Origin of the sequence: Rahnella sp. PAMC25617 (assembly GCF_050606005.1) — a bacterium.
In the GTDB taxonomy this organism is placed as follows: Bacteria; Pseudomonadota; Gammaproteobacteria; order Enterobacterales; family Enterobacteriaceae; genus Rahnella; species Rahnella variigena.
In genome coordinates, this window is record NZ_JBOCUM010000018.1 from 1 (window position 1) to 23,550 (window position 23,550).

Here is a 23,550-nt window from a genome sequence, read left to right on the forward strand (position 1 = left end):
TGACATTACTGTCAATAAATAATTTGCCACCGAAGTGGCTGATATCGTCTTGTGAGTGCCCACACAGATTGTCTGATAAATTGTTAAAGAGCGTACGTTGCGAGACTTAACTCAGCAACGTGGGAGGCAGATAATACTCTTTCTCCCTGAAGAGTCAACCATTTTCTTTTACAAGATGCGGTGTTTTCACCGGGTTGATTCTTCCTGACTGGGCGACTTGGTTCTCGTTAGAGGAGTCGTTGTTCCCGGTCAGTGGAGGCGCATTATAGGGAGTTCTCAGAAGGCCGCAACCCCTAATTTCAAAAAACTTTCTGAATGCTTTCTTTTTGGTCTATACGTCTATAAAGCCCGCATTAATGCGATTTTTTATACGATATCTGCCCAAAATCTTCAGCGAATTTAGCCACCTGCTGCCAGTCGGTGTATTCCACTTCTTTTCGCGTATCGGTTTCGCCACCTGTCATACGCATAATAAGTTGGATCATTACCTTATCGAACCAGCGATATCGTGGATAACGAAGAGCTCCGGCGAATACTGCGCATATTGCAGGTTTCCACGGCGTGGCCAGCAGGAACTTACGCACATACGCATTAGTTTGTGGAGTCCGTTTCTCAGCTTTACGCGCCGTCAGATTCACACCGAAAAATGCCGAAGGCATCTGGTTCAGCGTCTGCGCGTGTTTCTCAACGAATTTATCCAGCACCGGATTGAAATGACCATAACGTATAGAAGCACCGATCATCACCTGGTCATAGTTTTTCAAATCGACGTGTTCGGCATGAACGAGATCGATGACATCGCAGCTGCACTTCTCTTTCAGCTCACTTGCTATATAAGAAGCAATCGCGTGTGTCTGTCCGTCACGGCTGGAATAGAGTATTAACGCTTTCATTCTTGTTTCCCTTTCTTAAAACTCATTCGCGCCAGAACGTCGGCGTGAACAGTACTAATAATGTGAAGACTTCGAGACGACCAAACAACATGGTGACGATAAGGATCCATTTCGCCACTGAATTCATCGATGCAAAGTTATCGGCCACAACGCCTAATCCCGGCCCCAGGTTATTCAGCGTAGCCGTGACCGCAGCAAAAGCAGAGAAGTTATCTACGCCGGTCGCCACAATCGCCAGCATGCTGATAATGAAAACCAGCGCGTAAGCGGAAAAGAATCCCCAGACCGCTTCGATGATACGTTCCGGCAGTGCGCGATTACCGAGTTTGATGGTGTAAACCGCGTTCGGGTGAACCAGTCTTTTCAGCTCGCGTGAACCCTGTAAATAAAGCAGCAGGATGCGGATCACTTTCAGGCCACCGCCGGTGGAACCCGCACAGCCGCCGATAAACGCAGAGCACAATAATAAAAGAGGCAGGAACAGCGGCCATTTAGAAATACTGTCGGTGGTATATCCCGCCGTAGTGGCCATTGAGACTACCTGGAAGAATGCCTGATTGAGCGTTTCCAGCGGCGAACCGTAGGTATTATGGATCCACAGAATCACCGTGCAGATGACGACCAGCGTGAACTGCACGCCGATAAACATGCGAAATTCTGGATCGCGCCAGTACACCTTGAGGTTGCGCCCGCTTAGCACCGCGAAGTGCAGGCCGTAGTTACAACCGGAAATCAACAGGAATACCGCCACAATGCTGTTAATAGTGCCGCTATGGAAATAACCGATGCTGGCGTCGTGCGTCGAGAAACCGCCAATCGCAATCGTCGAGAAACTGTGCCCAATAGCATCAAAGACCGACATCCCCGCGCCCCATAAAGACAAAGCACAGGCAATCGTCAGCAGAACATAGATAAGCCACAGCGTTTTAGCCGTCTCAGCAATACGCGGGCGCATCTTGTTATCTTTCAGCGGCCCCGGCATTTCGGCGCGATACAACTGCATCCCCCCGACGCCCAGTATCGGCAGAATTGCCACCGCGAGCACAATGATCCCCATCCCGCCAAACCATTGCAGCATCTGCCGGTAGAAGAGAATCGCTTTCGGCAGGGAATCCAGCCCGACGAGCGTGGTCGCGCCCGTGGTTGTCAGACCGGAGAAGGATTCGAAGAACGCATCGGTCAGGGAAAGATTCGGCCGCTCGGAGAACAGGAACGGCAATGCCCCGACGCTGCCCAGCACCGTCCAGAACAGCACCACGATCAGGAAACCTTCGCGCGGCTTGAGCTCACTCTTTTGTTTCCGGTTGGGAAGCCAGAGGAATAGCCCAATTGCCAGGGCGACAAAGAATGTCTGACTGAATGCACGCCCCGCACCATCACGGTAAATTAAAGCGACCAGTCCGGGAATAATCATCGTTCCCGAGAAAAGGATGACAAGCACCCCCACGATGCGTGTTATGGCACGAAAATGCATGCTGGTGCGTTCCTCAGCGAATTAACCAAATAAAATTTAAGAAACCGGACGCAGGATAAGCGTGCCACGGCTGATATCGAATAAGTGACTGACGGTTGCCGGCGCATCCGCGGCGGGTAGCGCCAGAACGAGATCTACCGCAGCGCCAAACTCACTGCGTAAAATATGTCCACCGACTTGCGAAAGCAGGGTTTCCACCAGCTGTAACTGGCTGTAATCACACTGCACCGCGAACTCCGCCAGTGGCACTTTTTGCTGCACGACAAGTTGCTTTAATGCCTGCTGAACACCGCCGCCATAGGCTTTCACCAGACCGCCGGTTCCCAGCATAATGCCGCCGTAATAACGTACGACGACGGCAGTAATTTCTCCAACCCCGCTTCCCATCAGCTGACTGAGGATCGGTTTACCTGCTGTGCCCGCAGGTTCCCCGTCATCAGAAAATCCCAGTTGCTGAGAATCATCAGGCGCACCCGCCACAAACGCCCAGCAGTGATGACGCGCTGCCGGGTGCTGGTTTCTGATCTCCTGAATAAAAGCTTTTGCCGCTTCAACTCCCTCAGTTCTCGCCAGCAGGGTGATGAAACGGCTCTTCTTTATTTCTTCGCTGAAAATGACAGGTTCAGCGGGGACGGAATAAGGCTGCATCAGGCCAGCTTCAGATCACGTGTCATGTTCTCGATACGATTATCGTGGATGACAATGTTGTCTTCGATACGGATGCCGCCATAAGGCTTCAGCGCGTCGATACGATCCCAGGCAAAGTGCTTGCTGAACTGCCCTTCCCGCCACGGTAACAGCAACGAATCAATGAAATACAAACCTGGCTCAATAGTCAGCACCATTCCCGGCTCAAGGACACGGGTACAACGCAGATACGGATATTGCGAAGGCGCCGCCAGATGCGTACCGGTGTCGTCCTGCATGAAACCGGCCACATCGTGTACCTGTAATCCCAGCGGATGTCCCAGACCATGCGGCAGGAAAGGCCCGGTCAGGTTCTGTTCCACCATAGCGTCTTCACTGATATCGACCACCAGCTTGTGCGCTTTCAATAATTTGGCGATGCGGTGATGCATCTGAACATGATAGTCGGTATAGCGCACACCGGCCTTTATCGTATCGATCAGCGCCAGTTCTTCGGTGTTCAGATCTTTGATCAGCGCAGCGAAATCACTGTCCGGTTTTGCGGCATAGGTCCGCGTAAGGTCAGCGGCATAACCGTTATATTCCGCGCCCGCATCCAGCAGGAAACTGCGCATTTCGGCAGGAGGCTGGTTATCGAGCGTGGTGTAATGCAGCACGGAAGCGTGTTCATTGAGCGCGACGATGTTGCTGTAAGGCACATCGGTATCACGGTGACCGGTCGCAGTCAGATACGCCAGGTTAATATCGAACTCGCTCATGCCAGAAAGGAACGCTTCTTTCGCCGCACGATGGCCGCTCACCGCCACTTTCTGCGCTTCACGCATACAGGCCAGCTCGTAATCTGTTTTGTAGGCGCGATGATAATGCAGGTAATCCAGCACCGCTTTCGGGTTCACGTTAGCAGCAGGGATACCCATGCTGATCGCGCGATCCTGACTGTAACCGATATAACCGACGCGCTTGAGATCAACCGGCAACTGGCCTTTGATGTCATCGGCATTGGCCAGCGGCGTCAGGGAGATTTCTTTGGTCCAGAAGGACTCCGGCAGCGGTTCGTGGCTGTGCCAGTAGTCCACCGGCGAATAGAACCACAGCTTCGGCGCATTCACGCCATCCACCCATAACCAGCAATTAGGCACCTGCGTGACCGGCACCCAGGCTTTGAACTGCGGGTTTACTTTGAACGGATAACTATGATCATCAAGGAAGGTCGTCAGCAATTCACCAGAGTGAATCAGTAACGCATCAAGCTGAGAACGTTGCAGAATTTCACGGGCACGCGTCTGCAGCGTGGCGATATGTTCTTTATAAAGCGTAGTAAGCGATTCCATCCAACTGTCCTTTTTTCACCTGAAAGACGATGCAGCATCTTACCACAGCCTCACCGTGACCATAGTCCCGGAAGGTTTGTGATCTTGCCTGCAAATAAAACACATCTCATTTGCAAATTATTAACATAAAAACCACACTCCAAAGCATCTGGTCATACCAGATCATCCCAGATGATTCAGGAGAGACACATGCTCTACCAAGGCGAAACATTACACCTGCACTGGCTCGACGGCGGTATCGCGGAGCTGGTGTTTGATGCTCCAGGCTCGGTTAATAAGCTCGACACCCAAACTGTCGCCAGCCTGGGCGAAGCCATTGCGATACTTGAAAAACAGTCTGACCTGAAAGGTTTGCTGCTCAGTTCAGCCAAACCGGCGTTTATCGTCGGCGCGGATATCACTGAATTCCTGTCTTTATTTAACGCGCCAGCGGAAAAACTGCACGAGTGGCTGGATTTCGCCAACAGCATTTTTAACCGGCTGGAAGACCTGCCGGTGCCCACGCTTTGCGCCATCAGTGGTTATGCGCTGGGTGGCGGTTGCGAATGCGTGCTGGCGACGGATTTTCGTATCAGCACCGCCGATGCGCGTATCGGTCTGCCGGAAACCAGCTTAGGCATCATGCCGGGCTTTGGTGGCTCCGTGCGTTTGCCACGCCTGATTGGTACTGACAGTGCGCTGGAAATTATCGCCGCCGGTAAAAACATCAGCGGGAAAGAGGCTCTCAAAGTCGGGCTGGTTGATGCCGTGGTTGAAGCGGATAAACTGCGCGACGCCGGTATCACCATGCTGAAAAATGCCATCGACGGCAAACTGGAATGGCACAGCCGCCGCGACCCGAAACGTCTGCCACTGAAACTCAGCCAGATTGAAGCGACGATGAGTTTCAGCGTGGCCAAAAGTATGGTCATGCAAACTGCCGGCAAACATTATCCGGCACCGATGACCGCAGTAAAAACGATTGAAGCCGCTGCCCGTCTGGGTCGCGACGAAGCTTTGCAGCTGGAAACCGCCAGTTTTGTGCCGCTTGCACAATCGAAAGAAGCGCGCGCACTGGTCAGCATTTTCCTTAACGATCAGTTCGTGAAAGGCAAAGCTAAAAAACTGGCGCAGGACAGCGAAAAACCGAAGCAGGCTGCGGTTTTGGGCGCAGGCATTATGGGCGGCGGGATCGCTTATCAGTCCGCGCTGAAAGGCGTACCGGTAGTGATGAAAGACATCAGCGACCAGTCCCTGACGCTCGGCATGAACGAAGCGGCCAAATTGCTGAACAAGCAGCTTGAGCGCGGCAAACTCGACGGTCTGAAAATGGCCAAAGTACTGTCGACCATTCATCCGACGCTGGATTACAGCGGCATCGAACGTGCTTCCGTCGTCGTTGAAGCCGTAGTAGAAAATCCAAAAGTCAAAGCCGCAGTCCTGGCGGAAGCGGAATCCTTGCTCAACGCCGATACTATTCTGGCCTCGAATACCTCAACCATTCCTATCGATCAGCTGGCTTCTTCGCTGAAACGTCCGGAAAACTTCTGCGGTATGCACTTCTTCAACCCGGTTCACCGTATGCCTCTGGTTGAAATCGTGCGTGGCGAGAAAACCTCAGACAAAACCATTTCGCGTATCGTTTCTTACGCACTGGCGATGGGCAAAACGCCGATCGTGGTGAACGACTGCCCGGGCTTCTTTGTTAACCGCGTGCTGTTCCCGTATTTCTCCGGCTTCAGTTTGCTGCTGCGAGATGGCGCTGATTTCCGCCAGATCGACAAAGTAATGGAAAAACAGTTCGGCTGGCCAATGGGTCCGGCCTATCTGCTGGACGTGGTCGGCATTGACACCGCTCACCACGCGCAGGCCGTCATGGCCGCTGGCTTCCCGCAACGCATGGCCCGCAATTATCGCGATGCTGTGGATGTCCTGTTCGACAACCGGCGCTTCGGTCAGAAAAACCAGCTCGGCTTCTACCGCTACAGCGAAGACAGCAAAGGCAAACCGCGCAAGGAAGTCGATGAACAGGCGATCAGCCTGCTGGCCGATAACCTGAAACCGGCTCACGCTGACTTCTCACCGCAGGACATCATCGCCCGCATGATGATCCCGATGATTAACGAAGTGGTGCGTTGCTTTGAAGAAGGGATTATTGCCAGCCCTGCTGAAGCCGATATGGCGCTGGTGTACGGCATCGGATTCCCTCCTTTCCACGGCGGGCCGTTCCGTTATCTTGATACCCTCGGCACCGCCGAATATCTGAAAATGACCGAACAGTACGCACATCTGGGGCCGATGTATCAGGCACCGGCAGGGTTACGCGCCAAAGCGCAAACCAATGAAAGTTACTATCCGGTTGCCGCTCCGCTGGAAAATCTCAGCACCGGCAATCAGGCATAAGGACCGAAATCATGGAAAACGTAGTCATTGTTGATGCAGTCCGTACGCCGATGGGTCGTTCGAAAGGCGGCGCATTCCGCCATGTCAGGGCTGAAGATCTCTCCGCACATCTGATGCGCGCCGTGCTGGCCCGCAACCCGGCGCTGAACGCCAAAGATATTGATGATATTTACTGGGGCTGCGTCCAGCAGACGCTGGAACAAGGCTTCAATATTGCCCGTAACGCATCGCTGCTGGCGGAAATTCCGCACAGCGTGCCGGCGACTACGGTTAACCGCCTGTGCGGATCGTCCATGCAGGCTCTGCACGACGCGGCCCGCGCCATTATGGTCGGCGATGCACAAGTCAGCCTGATTGGCGGTGTGGAACATATGGGCCATGTGCCGATGAATCACGGCGTCGATTTTCATCCTGGCCTGAGCAAAACTGTCGCCAAAGCGGCGGGGATGATGGGACTGACCGCAGAAATGCTGGCGAAAATGCACCAGATCAGCCGTGAAATGCAGGATGAATTTGCCGCACGCTCCCATCAGCGCGCGCATGCCGCCACGGTTGCCGGGCATTTTGCCAATGAAATTGTCCCGACCGAAGGCCATAACGCCGAAGGTGTGCTGACCCGTTATGATTTCGACGAAGTGATCCGCCCGGAAACGACGGTCGCCACACTGGCGGCACTGCGTCCGGCGTTCGATCCGGTGAATGGCACCGTCACGGCGGGCACGTCTTCTGCCCTGTCCGACGGTGCGTCAGCGATGCTGCTGATGAGCGAATCCCATGCCAAATCTTTAGGTCTGACAGCCCGCGCCCGCATCCGTGCGATGGCGGTGGTCGGCTGCGATCCGTCGATTATGGGCTACGGTCCGGTACCGGCAACGCGTCTGGCATTGAAACGCGCCGGACTGAGCGTGCAGGACATCGGCCTGTTCGAGCTGAACGAAGCTTTTGCAGCACAAGCCTTACCGTGCGTGAAAGATTTGGGACTGCTGGAAACCATGGAAGATCGCGTCAACCTGAACGGTGGCGCCATTGCGCTCGGTCATCCGCTGGGTTGTTCCGGTTCACGCATTTCCACCACGCTGCTGAACCTGATGGAGCGCCGTGACGTACAGTTTGGCGTGGCGACCATGTGCATCGGTTTAGGTCAGGGTATCGCGACCGTTTTCGAACGCGTCTGATTTTCCCTTTCTGCAAAAACGAAAAAGCGGGCATTCGGCCCGCTTTCATCAATGTGTCTTATCCGTTTTAGTTGCCGTTTTCCCGCCTGTCAGGGGCGGGCTTTTTCATCTTTCTCTCCCATCCATAAATACAAATCAGATGAAAGAGAAGGCATCCCCAAACAGACGATCTTCCTGCGCACCGCGTTCCGCGACAAAACGCTCACGGGCGATTTTAGCCATCTCAAAACGACCGGCGATATAAATATCGTGCTCAGACAGCGAAGAGAAATCCTGTAAAACCGCGCTCAGCACCGTACCGCTTCTGCCCTGCCAGCCCTCTTCCGGCTGTTCAACTACCGGGATCACTCTCAGGTTCGGATGATTAATGCTCATCGCTTCCAGCTCACCAAGATCGTACAGATGCTTCAGTTCACGCCCGCCCCAGTAGATAGAGATATCGCGGTGCGGTTGCTGCTCAAGTGCGGTGATAAGAATCGAACGGACGTAGGAGAAGCCGGTGCCACCGGCAATCAGCACCAGAGGACGCTCGCCGTCTTCACGCAGCCAGGCATCGCCGTGCGGAATATCGACGGTGATCGCCTGCTCTTTCAGAATGCGATCCATAACCGCCATCGCGTACAGATTCAGTTCCGACGCGCCAATGTGCAGCTCAATCACATTGTGTTGCGCAGGCGTGGAGGCCAGTGAGAACGGGCGCTTATCGCGCTCATCCATTACCACCATCAGATACTGACCCGCGCGGAACGAGAAAGGCGCTTCCGGAACCAGGCGGACGCGATACACCGTATCCGTTATCGCCTCAACCGAGGTCACTTTACAGCTCAATGTTGTCATGCGTTCCCTCTGTGGGTCATCAAAGCAAAGCGTAGGACAAAGATTCGATTATTTTTTCGCATCGTCTTTATCATTAAGAATAGCGAGTTCATCCCAAATAGCGTCGATACGCGCGGTGACTTCCGGATCTTTCACAATCGGACGTCCCCACTCACGCTGCGTTTCACCCGGCCATTTGTTGGTCGCATCCATCCCCATTTTTGAGCCAAGCCCCGAAACCGGGGAGGCAAAATCGAGATAATCAATCGGCGTGTTTTCTACCAGAACCGTATCCCGTGCAGGATCCATACGGGTAGTAATCGCCCAAATCACGTCGTTCCAGTCGCGGGCATTCACATCGTCGTCACACACAATCACGAACTTGGTGTACATGAACTGACGCAGGAATGACCAGACGCCCATCATCACGCGTTTCGCATGACCGGCGTATTGCTTCTTCATGGTAACGACAGCCAGACGGTAGGAGCAACCCTCAGGCGGCAGATAGAAGTCCACAATTTCCGGAAACTGCTTTTTCAGGATTGGCACAAACACTTCATTCAGCGCCACACCCAGAACCGCAGGTTCATCCGGCGGACGGCCGGTGTAGGTCGAATGATAGATAGCGTCTTTCCGCTGCGTCATGTGCGTAATGGTGAATACCGGGAAACTGTCTACTTCATTATAGTAGCCGGTATGATCACCATAAGGGCCTTCCGGAGCCATTTCGCCCGGCTCAATGTACCCTTCCAGCACAATCTCAGCGCTGGCCGGCACTTCCAGATCGTTAGAAATACACTTCACGACTTCGGTTTTATTGCCGCGCAACAAACCCGCGAAGGCATATTCAGACAGCGTATCGGGAACCGGTGTCACGGCACCAAGAATCGTTGCCGGATCGGCACCCAGCGCCACCGAAACAGGAAAACGCTGCCCCGGATTTTGCTGACACCATTCCTGGAAATCCAGCGCGCCGCCGCGATGGGATAACCAGCGCATAATCACTTTATTTTTGCCCAGCACCTGCTGGCGGTAAATGCCCAGATTCTGGCGAGGTTTATTCGGACCGCGGGTGACAGTCAGACCCCAGGTGATCAGCGGTGCGGCGTCTTCCGGCCAGCACTGCATCACAGGGATCTTAGTGATATCAACGGCATCGCCTTCCCAAATCTGTTCCTGACAAGGTGCAGAATGCAGCACTTTGGTCGGCATATTCAGCACTTGTTTAAACTTCGGCGCTTTGTCGAATAAATCACGAAAACCGCGCGGCGGCTCAGGTTCTTTCAGAAACGCCAGCAATTCACCGACTTCACGCAACGCACTGACATCTTCTTTACCCATGCCCATCGCCACACGCTGCGGTGTACCGAATAAATTGCACAGGACCGGCATGTCATAGCCTTTTGGATTTTCGAACAACAGAGCCGGGCCGCCGGCACGCAAGGTGCGATCGGCAATCTCGGTCATTTCCAGATAAGGATCGACAGACTGGCTAATGCGTTTCAGCTGGCCTCTCTTTTCGAGTAACGAGAGGAAGTCACGTAAATCACGGTATTTCATGCTAATTCTGAGTCGCCGGGTTGAAGGAGGGCATTATAGAGCCTCTCCGGGGTTGTTGCTGCTTTTTTGTTATCAGCAGGTTTCTTTTTAGTAAGACTCTTACCCTAAGTAAACGCCAATAACGAAAAAGCAGTATAACCGTCAGTCCCGATATTTCTGGTCTGACGGTGCGGATTAGATCTGTGCAAAAATTACTGGCAGTTAAAAGGTACCAGAGGTTGAATCGCCTGAGTATCCTGATATTCCTGCGTTTCCTGCCCGTGACGGAACACTTTGAAACCCTGCTCTTTGGCACTGAAGTAACTCAGATCGTTACCGGACACCTGCAACAGGCTGCCTTCACGCAACGCAATCACCGATTCAGACGGATTAACCGCACAGAACTCGGCGATACGCTCATCACGCGTTTCACCCATGTGACCACTCAGATGCGCATCAATATAATGCGGATTGATTTGCACCGGGAACAGGTTCAGCGCAGGCAGAACGACTGTATTGCGCACCGGCATATCATTGGTGGTACGAATACTTGGCGTCGCAACATTACAACCCGCACTCCAGCCGACATACGGCACATTGCGCTCACGCACCGCGCGCTGAATTGGCACGATCAGGCTGTTTTCATGCAGCATCTGATTGAGCATCCAGGTATTCCCGCCGCTGATCAGAATACACTCTGCGCTGGCAATCGCCTCAGCCGGGCTTGCTGCGTGATGAATACTGCTAACCTGAATACCCAGCGCATCTGAAAGTTCTTTCGCGCGCGCATCATAATCACTGCGGATCAGAGCGTAAGGGATCAGGACGGCAGAAGTAATTTTGCGGGCCTGCAACATCGCCTGGATGCGCGCTTTCGCATAGCCCAGTAACTCTGATTCGCCTGAAAGCTTACCGTTACTCAGTAAGAACAACTCCATGAGACTTCTCCTGATAAAATAAGACTAATAGAGGGGATAAGAAGGTGCATTTCTTCGATAATAAAAGATAACGGGTCGACAATCAGCAAACGTCTGCAAAGACTTGCACTGTCTGTATCTCGTGAGCGGCTTTTGGTATGCTGCCCCGCTCGACGCTTTAATGTGGGAACCTATGGAATCCTGGTATTTACTCTATTGCAAACGTGGTCAGCTTCTGCGCGCCAAGGAACATCTTGAACGCCAGCAGGTAAACTGTCTGACACCAATGATCACACTGGAAAAGCTGGTGCGTGGACGCCGTACGGCGGTCAGCGAGCCCCTGTTTCCAAATTACATGTTCATTGAGTTTGACCCTGAGCGGATCCATACCACGACGATCAACGCAACGCGTGGCGTCAGTCATTTCATCCGCTTTGGCGCAAAGCTGGCAACTGTCCAGCCGGACGTGATCAAACAACTGATGGAGCCGCCGACGATTGAAGTTCGCGATCCTGATACACCGTATGAAGGCGATCCGGTTGTCATCACTGACGGTATTTTCGCCGGAATCGAAGCCATTTATACCGAGCCGGATGGCGAGGCCCGTTCGCTGCTGATGCTCAACCTGATCAATCAGCCGGTTCGCCAGAGCATTGAAAATACCCACTTCCAGAAACTCTGACCGGTATTTTCGACACATCAGAACTCAAAAGGCACCTTCAGCGGTGCCTTTTTCATGGATTCAGCGACGCTCCGGTAACGCAAACAGCTTACGCGCATTGGCATCGGTGATATCCGCCAGCCATTGCGGGTCTTCACCCCGCCACAGTGCCACCTGATTCACGATATGCGGCAGGAAAGCCGGTTCGTTGCGACGGTTCTTTGGTTTGTTCTCCATATCCCGCGGCAGTAAATACGGCGCATCGGTTTCCAGCATCAGCCTTTCAGCAGGGATCAGCGGCAGCATTTCACGCAGCTCCAGTCCGCGACGCTCGTCGCACACCCACCCGGTAATTCCAATCGACAGACCAAGGGACAAATACAGCTCAAGCTCCTGGCGGGTGCCGGTAAAACAATGCACAACGCCACCCGGCAAATCTGCCAGCCAGGGTTTCAGCAATGCGGCAAAACGCTCACCGGCGTCGCGACAATGCAAAAACACCGGCAACTGTAACTCTTTCGCCAGTGCCAGTTGCGCCGTAAAAGCCGCTTCCTGAAGGTCAGCTGGCGAAAAGTTGCGATTGAAATCCAGCCCGCATTCACCGATGGCGACGACGTTGGGCAATTCAGCCAGCTGACGAATGTTTGCAGCAACCTGCTCGTTCCAGTCGCTGGCCTGATGCGGATGCACGCCTGCGGTTGACCAGCAAAAGTCCGGATGCTCTGCCGCCATCTTCTGCGCTTCGATACTTTCCTGCGCAGAGGTACCGGTGATCAACATGCCACTCAGCCCGGCGGTCCGGGCTCTTTCCACCACCTGCGGCCGGTCTTTGTCAAACTGGCTGCTGGTGAGGTTTATACCGATTTCAAACATGGGAAGTCCTGAAACAGAAACCGCCCAACAGGGCGGTTTTTTAGAGCAGAATAAGGATTATGCAGGCTGATCCGGATCGGTATCAGACTCTGTATCGACATCAGACCGGCGGCGTGCTCCGACGTAGAAACGGGCAAAGAACACCCCGATTTCAAACAACAGATACATCGGAATTGCCAGCAGCGTTTGCGAGAACACATCCGGCGGAGTTAACAACATGCCGACCACAAATGCCCCAACCAGGACATACGGACGTTTCTTTTTCAGGTCTTCCGGCGTGGTCACGCCACTCCAGCAGAGCAGCACAATCGCGATAGGCACTTCGAAAGACACGCCAAAGGCCATAAACAACGCCATCACGAAATCGAGATAGTTGTTAATGTCGGTAGCAATCTGTACGCCAACCGGCGCGGTTTTCGCAAAGAAAGCAAACGCCAGCGGGAACACCACGAAATACGCAAATGCCACGCCGAGATAGAATAACGCTGAGCTTGAGAACAGCAGCGGCATCATCAGACGTCGTTCATGTTTGTAAAGCGCCGGCGCCACAAACGCCCAGACCTGATACAAAATGAACGGTGCGGATAAGAACACCGACACGATCATCGTCAGTTTAATTGGCGTAAAGAACGGTGATGCGACGTCGGTCGCAATCATGCTCGCGCCCATCGGCATCTGCTTAATCAGCGGTGAGGCCACCAGCTGATAGATGTCATTCGCAAAATAAACCAGCGCTAAAAACACCACCAGAATGCAGATAATGGCATTCAGCAGGCGCTTGCGCAGTTCAATCAGATGACTGATCAGTGGTTGAGTATCTTCAACTGCCATGTTTAACGGTCACCTGTCGTTTGAGTTGATGAAGCCGGTTTGACGGGTGCGGCAGTTTCAGCAACAGGGGCTTCATCCACAGCAGCTTTCGTCAACGGTGCAACCTCAACAGAAGTGTCAGGCACCGGTTCCGTTGGTGTCATCAATGGCTGAGCAGCATGAGCGGATTTATTCGATGCGAGTGCAGCATCAACAGCGCTTTGCGGCGCACCTGCCGGGGCAGAAACCACTTTGTCTGCCGCTGCCGGTGAAACACCCGCGTCATGATGCGCTTCCGCTTCATCCAGAACCGGATTATGAATGGTATTGCCATCAGCTTTAGCTTCTTCCACCGCCTTCTCCGCAGGGTTAAGCCCTGAATTGATAGACTTTTTCATGGATTCTGCCGCTTCTTTCAATTCGTCCATAGACGCTTTGATTTCAGGCGTTAAATTCTTCAGACCGGACTCTTCCGCTTTCTTCAGGCTATCCTGCAGCTCCTGAAGTTTCAGCTCCTGCGATAATTCGCTTTGAACTGAAGCGGCCATTGCACGAAGCGTACGGATCCAGCCTGCTACTGTTCTCACTGCTACAGGTAAACGCTCCGGCCCGAGAACAACCAGGCCAATCACCAATACCAGCAGCAGTTCACTAAATCCAATATCGAACACGGCTTATACCTGCTCTTTGTTTTGGCTCTTGGTGTCTTCTGCTTTCGCTTCCGGCTTGATCTCAACAGACTTTGCCGCGAAATCAGCATCAGTTGGAGAAATGTCAGCGTCTTTGGTTTTTGGCTGAGTGTCGTCATCGCTCATGGCCTTTTTGAAGCCTTTGATGGACGCGCCCAGATCAGAACCCAGACCACGCAGTTTCTTCGTACCGAACAGCAGTACCACAAGAACAACGAGAATCAGGATTTTTGTAATACTAATACCACCCATTTTTTTCACCTCAATAGGAAGGAACGACATTCATTGCCGTTCGCAAACGGCATTCAATTTAAAACAATATGATTAGCTGGCGCGCTTCCATCCGATCAACCAGGAAACAGCACCGGCAGCCATCAGGCAGGCTGGATAAATCTTCACGTCGCCCAACAGCAAAAGGGTTCCGCTTAACAACAGCGTCGCACCTATTCCCAGAAGATAACGAGACTGACCCTGACGGGAACTCTGGTTATGGATCTGCGAGGAAAGCTTCTCAATGTTGTATTGCAACAGCTTGTGCTGATGCAGACTCTGATACACCAAATCCGGCAACTCAGGCATTTTCTCGAGCCAGAACGGCGCACGCTCTTTCAGTGCGCGGATCATCGCCGGTAAACCGACCTGATCGCGTACCCAGCTTTCGAGGAACGGCTTTGCCGTGGTCCACAAATCCAGCTGAGGATAAAGCTGACGCCCGAGGCCTTCGACATACAACAGTGTTTTTTGCAGCAACACCAGCTGAGGCTGGACTTCCATATTAAAGCGCCGCGCCGTGTTAAACAGGTTTAACAATACGTTGCCAAAGGAAATCTCTGCCAGTGGTTTCTCAAAAATCGGTTCGCAGACCGTACGGATAGCAAATTCGAATTCTTCAACGTTGGTATCGCGGGGAACCCAGCCGGAATCGACATGCAACTCAGCCACTTTGCGATAATCGCGGTTAAAGAACGCGATGAAGTTCTCCGCCAGATAGCGCTTGTCTTCCTTATTGAGCGAACCCACTATGCCGCAATCGATCCCTATGTAGCAAGGGTCTTCCGGCGTTTCGTAGCTGACGAAAATATTGCCCGGATGCATATCGGCATGGAAGAAACTGTCGCGGAAAACCTGTGTGAAGAACACCTGCACACCACGTTCTGCCAGCAATTTCATATTGGTGCCCTGTTTTTTCAGTGCCTCAATATCAGAAACCGGAATGCCGTAAATGCGCTCCATCACCATCAGTCGTTCGCTGCAGTAGTCCGGATACACTTCCGGCACATACAGCATCGGACTACCTTCAAAGTTACGACGAAGCTGGATCGCATTTGCTGCTTCACGTAACAGATTCAGTTCATCGAGCAAGGTTTTCTCATACTCGCGCACCACTTCACGCGGGCGCAAACGGCGACCATCAGGCAGCAGAATCGGCAGCCAGCTTGCAAGACGAGACATCAGACGGATATCCGCCACAATGGTCGGCAAAATATCCGGGCGGATCACCTTGAGTACGACCGGCTTGCCGTTTTCCTTGAGGATTGCCGTATGAACCTGTGCAATCGAGGCAGAAGCCAGCGGAGTCTGATCGAACTCATCAAACCAGGTTTCCAGCGGACCACCAAGTGCAGCATCGATTTGCTGACGCGCTTTTGCGCCATCAAACGGCGGTACATGGTCCTGCAGCAGAGCGAGTTGATCGGCAATATGTGGAGGGAAAAGATCGCGGCGCGTGGACATCATCTGACCAAACTTGATCCATACCGGCCCAAGTTGTTCCAGCGCCAGACGCATGCGCTCGCCCAACGGCTTATCTTTGTGACGATGAGGTAACCAGAAAAAAAGATAACGGCCCATTCGCAGCGGCAGCGTTAAGCGGATTTTAGGGATCAGTTCGTCAAGGCCGTAGATAAGAAACATGCGGATAATCAGGTATAAACGTCGCATTTCCCTAGGCGTCACGGTTTGCCCTCCAGTTTTTCGATACGTTTATCCAGCGCATCAAGTTCACGCTTCGTTGCAGTGACTTCATCGCTAAACCAGACGACTTCCAGCGGGCCGGGTGCCATTTTCCACTCCTCGGTCAGCGTCTGCGCCACATAACTTTGCTGATGTTTCAGGCCTTTTTGCAGAAAATTAAAGCCGCCCTGAACCGCCTGACTTAACCCCTGTGCGGCGATATCACCGATATAGGGCGCCAGAAATTCTGCGGGCTCAAATTCCGCCATATCCAGCAACGCAGAGAACTGCTGAACCACGGAAATATCCCCGTCGACTACCAGTTCGCCACTGCGCATCATCGGTGACAGTTGCTGGCGATCCCGTAATTTGCGCAGAGATGAAATCCGGGAAGTGACGGTGCAATCGGCCGCACCGTCCCATTGTCCGAGGACATCGATTTTTTGCTCGCTGAAAACAAAGGTCAGCGGTGAGCTCAGTTCCTGCAACTCAACACGTAAAACTTTACCTGCCAGACGCGTGCGCGCCGCCTTCATGCTGCGATCTTTGAAAAGCAGAAAATTGAGCGGCGTCTCGATAGCGGCAGTCAGCAACGGCGTTAACAACATCGGCATACTCATATCAGAATTTAAAACCCCGATGCAGTGCGACAATGCCACCCGTCAGATTGTGATACGTCACATTTTCAAAACCAGCATCGCCCATCATGCCCTTCAGGGTTTCCTGATCAGGGTGCATACGGATAGATTCGGCCAGGTAGCGGTAGCTCTCAGCATCCTGCGCAACCAGCTCGCCAATGCGCGGCAGAATGTGGAAGGAATAGGTATCGTAGGCTTTGCTCAAAGGCTTGAGGACAGGTTTGGAGAATTCCAGTACCAGTAAACGGCCGCCCGGCTTAAGCACGCGGAACATTGAACGCAGCGCTTTTTCTTTTTCGGTTACGTTACGCAGACCGAAGGAAATCGTGATGCAGTCAAAATAATTATCAGGGAAAGGCAGGGCTTCGGCGTTCGCCTGTACGTAGCTGACGTTACCGACAATGCCGAGATTGCGCAGCTTTTCGCGGCCCATTTTCAGCATGGAGTCGTTGATATCGGCCAGCACAACTTCGCCTTTCTCACCCACCAGACGGGAGAATTTAGCGGTCAGGTCACCCGTACCACCAGCCAGATCCAGTACACGATGTCCCTGACGGACACCGCTGCAATCAATCGTGAAGCGCTTCCAGATACGATGAATACCGAAAGACATCAGGTCATTCATCAAATCATATTTTGCCGCAACGGAATGGAAGACTTCTGCCACCATTTCCTGTTTTTCATCTTTGGCTACTGTACGAAAACCAAAATGAGTGGTTTCCTGCGTCTGCTTTTCCATTTTATATGCCTGCTTTTTCAGTCGAACTCTTGGGGAGAAGTGTATCAGAACCCATAGGAAAGCCCCATCACCGATGGTGATTCAACATATTGCAATAATTCACACGTTGAATCTGAAATGCCGTGCTGGCCATTCCGGCAAGCGCGGCCTATTGATGCAGGTTTAGCTCGCGCGGGTTCAGTGTCTGTTCTTCTTCCGCATCAGAGGTATCTGGAAGAGATGCGGTATCTTCAGGTTCATTTTCCGCTTTAGCCCTCTCAGCCAGAGAAGGACTGATTGGCCGTTTAACTTCAACACCCAGAGCGCGGAAACTCTCAACCTGTCCGATAAGATTACCACGGCCTTGCGTGAGTTTATTCATCGCGGCGCGATAACTTCCCTGCGCTTTGTCGAGGCTCTGCCCCATCGACTCCATGTCATCTACAAACAGCCGCAGTTTGTCGTAAAGACGCGCAGCGCGATCGGCGATACGTTTGGCGTTCTGGCTCTGGTGTTCATAGCGCCACAGATTACTGATCGTGCGTAACGCCACCAGCAGAGTCGTCGGGCTGACAAGCATAATATTGTGACGGAGCGCTTCGCTGATCAATTCGGGCTCCCGGTCGATAGCCAGCAGGAAAGCAGGTTCAACAGGGATAAACATCAGCACATAATCGAGGCTGCGCAGGCCTGGAAGTTGCTGATAATCTTTGCGTCCGAGCAGGCGGATGTGCCCGCGTACTGAGGCAATGTGTTCATTGAGCGCGATTTCGCGCTCAGCGTCGTCTTCACTGTTGAAATAACGCTCGTAAGCGACCAGCGTCATTTTGGCGTCAATCACCACGTCTTTGTTTTGCGGTAACCGCACCACCACGTCAGGCTGCATGCGGCTGTTGCTGTCGACCTGCACGCTAACCTGCGTCTGATATTCATAGCCTTCACGTAATCCGGAAGCCTCAAGCACGCGGCTGAGCACCACTTCGCCCCAGTTGCCCTGCGTTTTGTTGTCACCTTTCAGTGCTTTGGTCAGGTTGACGGCTTCACGTGCCATCTCGACATTCAGCTGTTGCAGATTGCGGATTTCGTGGGCCAGCGTATGCCGTTCACGGGCTTCCTGTCCGAAGCTGTCCTGCACCTGACGGCGGAAACCGTCGAGTTGCTCGCGCAACGGCAGCAGTAATTTGTCGAGGCTTTGCTTATTCTGTTCGTCGGCGCGACGGCCATTTTGTTCGAAAATCCGGTTCGCCAGATTCTCAAACTGACTGCTGAGACGCTGTTCGCTGTTGATCAGCAGACGTTGCTTCTCCTCAGCCGCCATGCGGGTTTCATCCAGACGGGTGGAAACCTCACGCAACTCTGCCTCCTGCGCACTGTTAATTTCCCGCTGTGCGCGCAGTTCCTGATTCAGCTGTTCACACTCGTTTTGCCAGTGCGCCAGCAGTTGCAGCTTTTCCTGACTGGCGGCCTGCAGGCTGTGCAATTTTCTCAACTCAAGTTCAGCTTCACGCAGTTGCTGCTGGCCCGATAGCCGCTCACTTTTGTGCGTATCATTTTCCGCTTTAACCTGCTCCAGTGATTGTTCCAGCAAACGGCGCTGCGTTTCGTACTCCGTTTGCTGTTGCTGTTGCCGCAAACTGGCGACGAGCCACCCCACCAGTAAGCCAATTAACGCCGCCGCCAGGGCAGTCAGAATGCTGATATCCACGCGATTTCCCTCTTGAAGTCTCTTGCGGCCAAGGTAATGTCAGGCTGTATGGATGTCCAGTCTATTTTCTGTTGCATTGAGCCTTTGCGAGACGTTTTCCAAAAGGGAATTTCTCTGTACTTGCCCCCTTGCGGCGGTCAGCCATAGGGAGCAGGATTCAAAACCAGCGGCTCAGCCACTGAATGCCAAAAGCGCCAGGCGCCAGAATGCCGAAAGCCCAGATAAGCGCCGACGTCACATTGGCAATCTGGAAATATTTTTGCGGCATACCGCAAATCCCCGCGACCAGCGGCACAACAGCACGCAGCGGGCCAAAGAAGCGGCCGATAAACGCGCCCGGCATGCCCCACTTGTCAAAGAAAGCATGACCGCGCACCAGCATTTGCGGATGACGGGAGAAAGGCCAGAAGTTGCCCACTCTGTCCTGAAAATGGTTGCCGACCCAATAGGAAAGCCAGTCGCCAAAGAAAGCACCCGCAGCGGCGGCGGCCCAGATGGGCCAGAAAGGAATACCGGTTTCACCAATCAGCGCGCCCAATCCCAGCAGGATAAAGGTTGCAGGAAGGAGCAGTGACAAAAAGGCCAGAGACTCACCAAAAGCCAGAAAGAAGACGATGGGCGCAGCCCACACCTGATGTGCGCGGATAAAGGTGGTGGTGTAATCGAGAAGGTCATGAACAGTCAAAAATGCAGTTCCTTTTTATCAGAGATACGGAGCGGGAATTGATCAATTATTCCAGACGCATTACTAACATGACCTTAACAGATCTGCTTAACAGGGCAAAAAAATGGGCCGCCAGAGGCAGCCCATCACTATGATGTAGTGTCTTTATAATCCGATCCTTTCCCTAAATCATTCGAGTTGCAGGAAGGATGACGGGAAATCAGATTAGTCGGCGAGCCGCTTCTACAACAATCTTCACCGCATGGCTTTCGGTCTTCTTCATGGTTTCCGCATCAGGGATTTCCTGCTGCGTACGGTTCACGATAACACCGGCAACCATACCGGCGCGCAGGCCCTGGCTGGCGCACATGGTCAGCAAGGTGGCGGACTCCATTTCATAGTTCATGACGCCCATTTCCTGCCACTCTTTCATCGATTCTTTGAAGCGACGGACAACGCGGCCGGAGAAGGTGTCATAACGTTCCTGACCCGGATAGAAGGTGTCAGAAGACGCGGTCACGCCAATGTGCGTGGCAGCGCCTGCGGATTCTGCCGCAGCAACCAGCGCGGTGGTACAGGCAAAATCGGCGACCGCAGGGAATTCCATTGGGGCGAAATGCAGGCTTGCGCCATCAAGGCGAACGGCGGCGGTAGTCACCAGAACGTCACCCACATTGATGTGTGGCTGGATAGCGCCGGTGGTGCCGACACGCAGGAAGGTACGGATCCCCAGTTGCGCCAGTTCTTCAACCGCGATGGAAGTCGAAGGACCACCAATACCGGTTGAACAAACAATCACAGATTTGCCATCAAGCTCAGCGCGCCATGAGGTAAATTCGCGGTGGGAAGCCAGACGAACCGGGTTCTCCATCAGTTTGGCAATTTTTTCCACGCGCTCAGGGTCGCCGGGAACAATCGCCAGCGTCGCGCCGTTTAAATCTTTTTTGGCCAGGCCAAGATGGAAAACTTCAGGCTGAGACATAACAAACTCCTCTGTGTGTAAGGTCATAAATTGGCAGGAGGAACACCCGGCAACTGTACTGAACATTGTGACGTTATTTCGTGACGGTCGTCACTATGATGTAACAACAGGAATTACGCATACATTTAATTTGTGATGATGGTCACAAATTAATGGGCGATTGACGCGATTTTAAACAGCCTGCCTCCGCTACCGGAGACAGGCTATTTTCAGTTATGACAAATCAGGCAGGAACCGCATCTGCCGCTGCACTACGCGACCAGATACGGTGTTTCAGCATTTCTTTCAGGAACGTTTTCAGCAATGCGCCTTCGGCTTTTTCACCTTCGACAACGCCCTCTTCCGGCACATCATCCTTCAGCCCCAGCAGCGATTTAAAGCGACGCGCATCACCACTTAAACCGATGACTTTCAGATGCTTATAAGCTTCGAGCAGGTAATGACGGGAATCGCCGTTCATCAGCAGTGCATCGATATGCCCGTGCGGAACAATCACTGCATCGACGGTAATGGAAGGCGACCCGGCAAATGTGGCATCCACCGGTAATGTCGAACCATCATCGGCGGTGACAGTCCCTAAATGACTCGCCAGTAATTTAGGATGCACACCCGCAGCCTGAAGCGCCTGCAAGGTTTCCAGTACATCGGCCGCATTCACGCCTTCACCGAGCAGAATTGCCACCTGACGCCCTTTAATCGTGCCTTTGCCGCTGGCATACAAACTCAGGGTCGGATCACTTTTCAGGCCATTCACAGGCTTCGGCGCTTTTATCTTCAGGGTGTCAGCGGAAAGCGTAATACCCAGATTTTTAGCCACTTTCTGCGCCAGCGTCTGGTCAACATGCGCCAGTAAATCCACCACACGCTCGCGGATATACGGCCGCGCCACCTTCGACAATTCAAACGAGAAGGCCCCGACAATATGATCCTGCTCCGCTGTTGTCTGGCTCAGCCAGAACAAACGCGGGTGGGAATAATACTCAGCAAATGACGGACTGCGCTGACGGATTTTTTCCGCATCTATCCGCTCCGGATAGCTTTCAAAACCGCCGCCGGACGCTGCCGGAGGTGTTTCCCTCGGCCAGTTATTGTTGATGGAGTTCGGCTCATAATTCGCCGGATTGGTATCGATATCCTGCCGGTGCATGCCGTCACGCTGGAAGTTATGGTACGGACAGGTCGGGCGGTTAATCGGAATTTCATGGAAATTCGGTCCGCCAAGACGACTGATCTGCGTATCGGTATAGGAGAACAGACGCCCCTGCAACAGCGGATCATTGGTGAAATCGATGCCCGGCACTACGTGTCCCGGATGGAATGCGACCTGTTCGGTTTCCGCGAAGTAATTATCGGGGTTACGGTCAAGCACCATCTTGCCGATGAGTTCTACCGGCACCAGTTTTTCAGGGATCAGCTTGGTCGGATCCAGCAGATCGAAATCAAATTTGAATTCGTCTTCTTCAGGGATCAGCTGAACGCCCAGTTCATATTCAGGATAATCACCGGCTTCGATGGCTTCCCACAAATCACGGCGGTGGAAATCCGCATCTTTCCCGGCCAGTTTTTGCGCCTCATCCCACAACAAAGAGGCCTTTCCGGCCAGCGGCTTCCAGTGGAAACGCACAAAAGTAGCTTTCCCTTCGGCATTCACGAAACGGAATGTATGGATGCCAAAACCTTCCATCGTGCGGTAACTGCGAGGAATGCCACGGTCAGACATCGCCCAGAAAACGTTATGCAGTGTTTCAGGTTGCAGGGACACGTAATCCCAGAAGGAATCGTGCGCGCTGGCGCCCTGCGGGATTTCATTATGCGGTTCTGGTTTTACCGCATGGACAAAATCAGGGAATTTATGGGCATCCTGAATAAAGAATACCGGCGTATTGTTGCCGACCAGGTCGTAAATGCCTTCATCGGTATAAAACTTTGTCGCCCAGCCACGGATGTCGCGAACAGAATCCGCCGAGCCTCGCGAGCCCTGAACGGTAGAGAACCGCACAAACACCGGCGTTTTCTTTGCCGGATCAGAGAGAAAATGGGCTTTCGTGACATCTTTCATGCTGCGGTATGGCTGGAAATAGCCGTGCGCCGCCGCACCGCGCGCATGAACAATACGTTCAGGAATGCGCTCGTGGTCAAAATGGGTAATTTTCTCGCGGAGGATAAAATCTTCCAGCAACGTCGGCCCGCGGTTGCCGGCTTTCAGCGAGTTCTGATCATCAGAGATTTTGGTGCCCTGATTGGTGGTCAGCGGCTGCTTTTCGCCGTTTTTACGATGGCGTTCTAATGCGTCCAGCTTGGCATTGGTATTTTTCGGACTTTTGGCACTGCCGGAAGCGGTCGGCTCTTTCCCCGGCGGTGTCGGCTGGGGTGAAGGCTGATAAGTACGATCGGCGGGTGCCAGGTCGCCCAGGCCAGGTTGAGAGGACTCGATGCCCGTGGCGGGGGCGCGGCTTACCGGTTTTGGCTCACTTTTCTTGGTCACTTTAGACGGTGATTTTGACATTGAACATAGCTCCTAAGACTAAGGTTTCGGGCGTTCGGTGTGCGTTCTGTAAATCTTCCATGATGACTTTCCTGATTAACTTTTAACTATAGAACATCTCTTGCGCCTTGCTGTTCATGCTTTACGGCTATAGTTTTAATCCAAAGCCACAGATTTTCGTATGGACACTTGCCTGG

At 53.0% G+C, this 23,550-nt stretch carries 21 protein-coding genes; 3 read left to right on the forward strand and 18 right to left on the reverse strand.

Features of this window, described 5'->3' with window-relative positions:
* Positions 1-353: 353 nt before the first annotated feature.
* From hemG to pepQ, 4 genes are read right to left on the reverse strand one after another with little or no spacing between them, the layout of a single operon-like run.
* Entirely contained in the window at positions 354-893 is a 540-nt protein-coding gene (gene hemG / locus ACM615_RS20885; RefSeq protein WP_112290968.1) for a menaquinone-dependent protoporphyrinogen IX dehydrogenase, read from the reverse strand.
* Between the two features lie 22 nt (positions 894-915).
* Positions 916-2,367 carry a Trk system potassium transporter TrkH gene (gene trkH / locus ACM615_RS20890; RefSeq protein ID WP_112290966.1) on the reverse strand — a complete coding sequence of 484 codons (1,452 nt, stop codon included), beginning with the start codon at positions 2,365-2,367 and terminating at the stop codon, positions 916-918.
* 36 nt (positions 2,368-2,403) lie between these two features.
* A complete protein-coding gene (locus tag ACM615_RS20895; RefSeq protein WP_112290965.1) occupies positions 2,404-3,015 on the reverse strand; it encodes an IMPACT family protein in 612 nt (203 codons plus the stop codon).
* Positions 3,015-4,346, reverse strand: coding sequence for a Xaa-Pro dipeptidase (gene pepQ / locus ACM615_RS20900; RefSeq protein ID WP_431012478.1), 1,332 nt, complete (start codon positions 4,344-4,346; stop codon positions 3,015-3,017). The genes ACM615_RS20895 and pepQ overlap by 1 nt, the downstream gene beginning before the upstream one ends.
* Positions 4,347-4,535: 189 nt before the next feature.
* Between pepQ and fadB the strand changes: the two genes are divergently transcribed.
* Positions 4,536-6,728, forward strand: coding sequence for a fatty acid oxidation complex subunit alpha FadB (gene fadB / locus ACM615_RS20905; protein ID WP_129637873.1), 2,193 nt, complete (start codon positions 4,536-4,538; stop codon positions 6,726-6,728).
* 11 nt (positions 6,729-6,739) lie between these two features.
* A complete protein-coding gene (gene fadA / locus ACM615_RS20910) occupies positions 6,740-7,903 on the forward strand; it encodes an acetyl-CoA C-acyltransferase FadA (protein WP_112290960.1) in 1,164 nt (387 codons plus the stop codon).
* Between the two features lie 135 nt (positions 7,904-8,038).
* On the opposite strand, the gene fre is transcribed toward fadA, so the two are convergent.
* The 3 genes from fre to pepE form a co-directional block, all read right to left on the reverse strand.
* Positions 8,039-8,740 (reverse strand): NAD(P)H-flavin reductase, encoded by a 702-nt coding sequence (fre, locus tag ACM615_RS20915; protein ID WP_431012479.1) that lies wholly within the window; start codon positions 8,738-8,740, stop codon positions 8,039-8,041.
* Between the two features lie 48 nt (positions 8,741-8,788).
* Positions 8,789-10,279: a 4-hydroxy-3-polyprenylbenzoate decarboxylase gene (ubiD, locus tag ACM615_RS20920; protein WP_112290958.1), complete on the reverse strand. Its 1,491-nt coding sequence runs from the start codon at positions 10,277-10,279 to the stop codon at positions 8,789-8,791.
* Positions 10,280-10,470: 191 nt separating this feature from the next.
* Positions 10,471-11,196: a dipeptidase PepE gene (gene pepE / locus ACM615_RS20925; protein ID WP_431012480.1), complete on the reverse strand. Its 726-nt coding sequence runs from the start codon at positions 11,194-11,196 to the stop codon at positions 10,471-10,473.
* Positions 11,197-11,368: 172 nt separating this feature from the next.
* Here pepE and rfaH point away from each other — a divergent pair, with 172 nt between their 5' ends.
* Positions 11,369-11,857 carry a transcription/translation regulatory transformer protein RfaH gene (gene rfaH, locus ACM615_RS20930; protein WP_181955594.1) on the forward strand — a complete coding sequence of 163 codons (489 nt, stop codon included), beginning with the start codon at positions 11,369-11,371 and terminating at the stop codon, positions 11,855-11,857.
* A 60-nt stretch (positions 11,858-11,917) separates the two neighbouring features.
* Here rfaH and tatD read toward each other — a convergent pair whose 3' ends face one another.
* The 11 genes from tatD to katE form a co-directional block, all read right to left on the reverse strand.
* On the reverse strand, positions 11,918-12,709 hold the full coding sequence (gene tatD, locus ACM615_RS20935; protein ID WP_132967126.1) for a 3'-5' ssDNA/RNA exonuclease TatD: 792 nt from the start codon (positions 12,707-12,709) through the stop codon (positions 11,918-11,920).
* A 57-nt stretch (positions 12,710-12,766) separates the two neighbouring features.
* On the reverse strand, positions 12,767-13,540 hold the full coding sequence (gene tatC, locus ACM615_RS20940; RefSeq protein ID WP_112290952.1) for a Sec-independent protein translocase subunit TatC: 774 nt from the start codon (positions 13,538-13,540) through the stop codon (positions 12,767-12,769).
* Positions 13,541-13,542: 2 nt separating this feature from the next.
* The gene (gene tatB / locus ACM615_RS20945) at positions 13,543-14,190 is read right to left on the reverse strand and encodes a Sec-independent protein translocase protein TatB (protein ID WP_132967128.1); all 648 of its coding nucleotides are present in this window, start codon (positions 14,188-14,190) and stop codon (positions 13,543-13,545) included.
* Positions 14,191-14,193: 3 nt separating this feature from the next.
* Entirely contained in the window at positions 14,194-14,460 is a 267-nt protein-coding gene (tatA, locus tag ACM615_RS20950; RefSeq protein WP_129639387.1) for a Sec-independent protein translocase subunit TatA, read from the reverse strand.
* Between the two features lie 72 nt (positions 14,461-14,532).
* Entirely contained in the window at positions 14,533-16,164 is a 1,632-nt protein-coding gene (gene ubiB / locus ACM615_RS20955; RefSeq protein ID WP_112290949.1) for a ubiquinone biosynthesis regulatory protein kinase UbiB, read from the reverse strand.
* Positions 16,161-16,769 carry a ubiquinone biosynthesis protein UbiJ gene (gene ubiJ, locus ACM615_RS20960; protein ID WP_112290971.1) on the reverse strand — a complete coding sequence of 203 codons (609 nt, stop codon included), beginning with the start codon at positions 16,767-16,769 and terminating at the stop codon, positions 16,161-16,163. Before ubiJ ends, ubiB begins: the two co-directional genes overlap by 4 nt.
* A 13-nt stretch (positions 16,770-16,782) precedes the next feature.
* Complete coding sequence (gene ubiE, locus ACM615_RS20965) at positions 16,783-17,538, reverse strand: bifunctional demethylmenaquinone methyltransferase/2-methoxy-6-polyprenyl-1,4-benzoquinol methylase UbiE (protein ID WP_112290948.1); 756 nt, start codon at positions 17,536-17,538, stop codon at positions 16,783-16,785.
* A 148-nt stretch (positions 17,539-17,686) separates the two neighbouring features.
* Positions 17,687-19,222, reverse strand: coding sequence for a DNA recombination protein RmuC (rmuC, locus tag ACM615_RS20970; protein ID WP_120162769.1), 1,536 nt, complete (start codon positions 19,220-19,222; stop codon positions 17,687-17,689).
* 157 nt (positions 19,223-19,379) lie between these two features.
* Positions 19,380-19,907, reverse strand: coding sequence for a DedA family protein (locus ACM615_RS20975; protein ID WP_113878008.1), 528 nt, complete (start codon positions 19,905-19,907; stop codon positions 19,380-19,382).
* 199 nt (positions 19,908-20,106) lie between these two features.
* Complete coding sequence (udp, locus tag ACM615_RS20980) at positions 20,107-20,868, reverse strand: uridine phosphorylase (RefSeq protein WP_112290943.1); 762 nt, start codon at positions 20,866-20,868, stop codon at positions 20,107-20,109.
* A 223-nt stretch (positions 20,869-21,091) separates the two neighbouring features.
* On the reverse strand, positions 21,092-23,374 hold the full coding sequence (katE, locus tag ACM615_RS20985) for a catalase HPII (RefSeq protein ID WP_390889643.1): 2,283 nt from the start codon (positions 23,372-23,374) through the stop codon (positions 21,092-21,094).
* Between the last annotated feature and the right edge of the window lie 176 nt (positions 23,375-23,550).

What these genes read in the sequence shown, in the direction of transcription:
- hemG (WP_112290968.1), bottom strand. Translation starts at nt 893, where the DNA reads ATGAAAGCGTTAATACTCTATTCCAGCCGTGACGGACAGACACACGCG.
- trkH (WP_112290966.1), bottom strand. Translation starts at nt 2,367, where the DNA reads ATGCATTTTCGTGCCATAACACGCATCGTGGGGGTGCTTGTCATCCTT.
- ACM615_RS20895 (WP_112290965.1), bottom strand. Translation starts at nt 3,015, where the DNA reads ATGCAGCCTTATTCCGTCCCCGCTGAACCTGTCATTTTCAGCGAAGAA.
- pepQ (WP_431012478.1), bottom strand. Translation starts at nt 4,346, where the DNA reads ATGGAATCGCTTACTACGCTTTATAAAGAACATATCGCCACGCTGCAG.
- fadB (WP_129637873.1), top strand. Translation starts at nt 4,536, where the DNA reads ATGCTCTACCAAGGCGAAACATTACACCTGCACTGGCTCGACGGCGGT.
- fadA (WP_112290960.1), top strand. Translation starts at nt 6,740, where the DNA reads ATGGAAAACGTAGTCATTGTTGATGCAGTCCGTACGCCGATGGGTCGT.
- fre (WP_431012479.1), bottom strand. Translation starts at nt 8,740, where the DNA reads ATGACAACATTGAGCTGTAAAGTGACCTCGGTTGAGGCGATAACGGAT.
- ubiD (WP_112290958.1), bottom strand. Translation starts at nt 10,279, where the DNA reads ATGAAATACCGTGATTTACGTGACTTCCTCTCGTTACTCGAAAAGAGA.
- pepE (WP_431012480.1), bottom strand. Translation starts at nt 11,196, where the DNA reads ATGGAGTTGTTCTTACTGAGTAACGGTAAGCTTTCAGGCGAATCAGAG.
- rfaH (WP_181955594.1), top strand. Translation starts at nt 11,369, where the DNA reads ATGGAATCCTGGTATTTACTCTATTGCAAACGTGGTCAGCTTCTGCGC.
- tatD (WP_132967126.1), bottom strand. Translation starts at nt 12,709, where the DNA reads ATGTTTGAAATCGGTATAAACCTCACCAGCAGCCAGTTTGACAAAGAC.
- tatC (WP_112290952.1), bottom strand. Translation starts at nt 13,540, where the DNA reads ATGGCAGTTGAAGATACTCAACCACTGATCAGTCATCTGATTGAACTG.
- tatA (WP_129639387.1), bottom strand. Translation starts at nt 14,460, where the DNA reads ATGGGTGGTATTAGTATTACAAAAATCCTGATTCTCGTTGTTCTTGTG.
- ubiJ (WP_112290971.1), bottom strand. Translation starts at nt 16,769, where the DNA reads ATGTTGTTAACGCCGTTGCTGACTGCCGCTATCGAGACGCCGCTCAAT.
- ubiE (WP_112290948.1), bottom strand. Translation starts at nt 17,538, where the DNA reads ATGGAAAAGCAGACGCAGGAAACCACTCATTTTGGTTTTCGTACAGTA.
- udp (WP_112290943.1), bottom strand. Translation starts at nt 20,868, where the DNA reads ATGTCTCAGCCTGAAGTTTTCCATCTTGGCCTGGCCAAAAAAGATTTA.
- katE (WP_390889643.1), bottom strand. Translation starts at nt 23,374, where the DNA reads ATGTCAAAATCACCGTCTAAAGTGACCAAGAAAAGTGAGCCAAAACCG.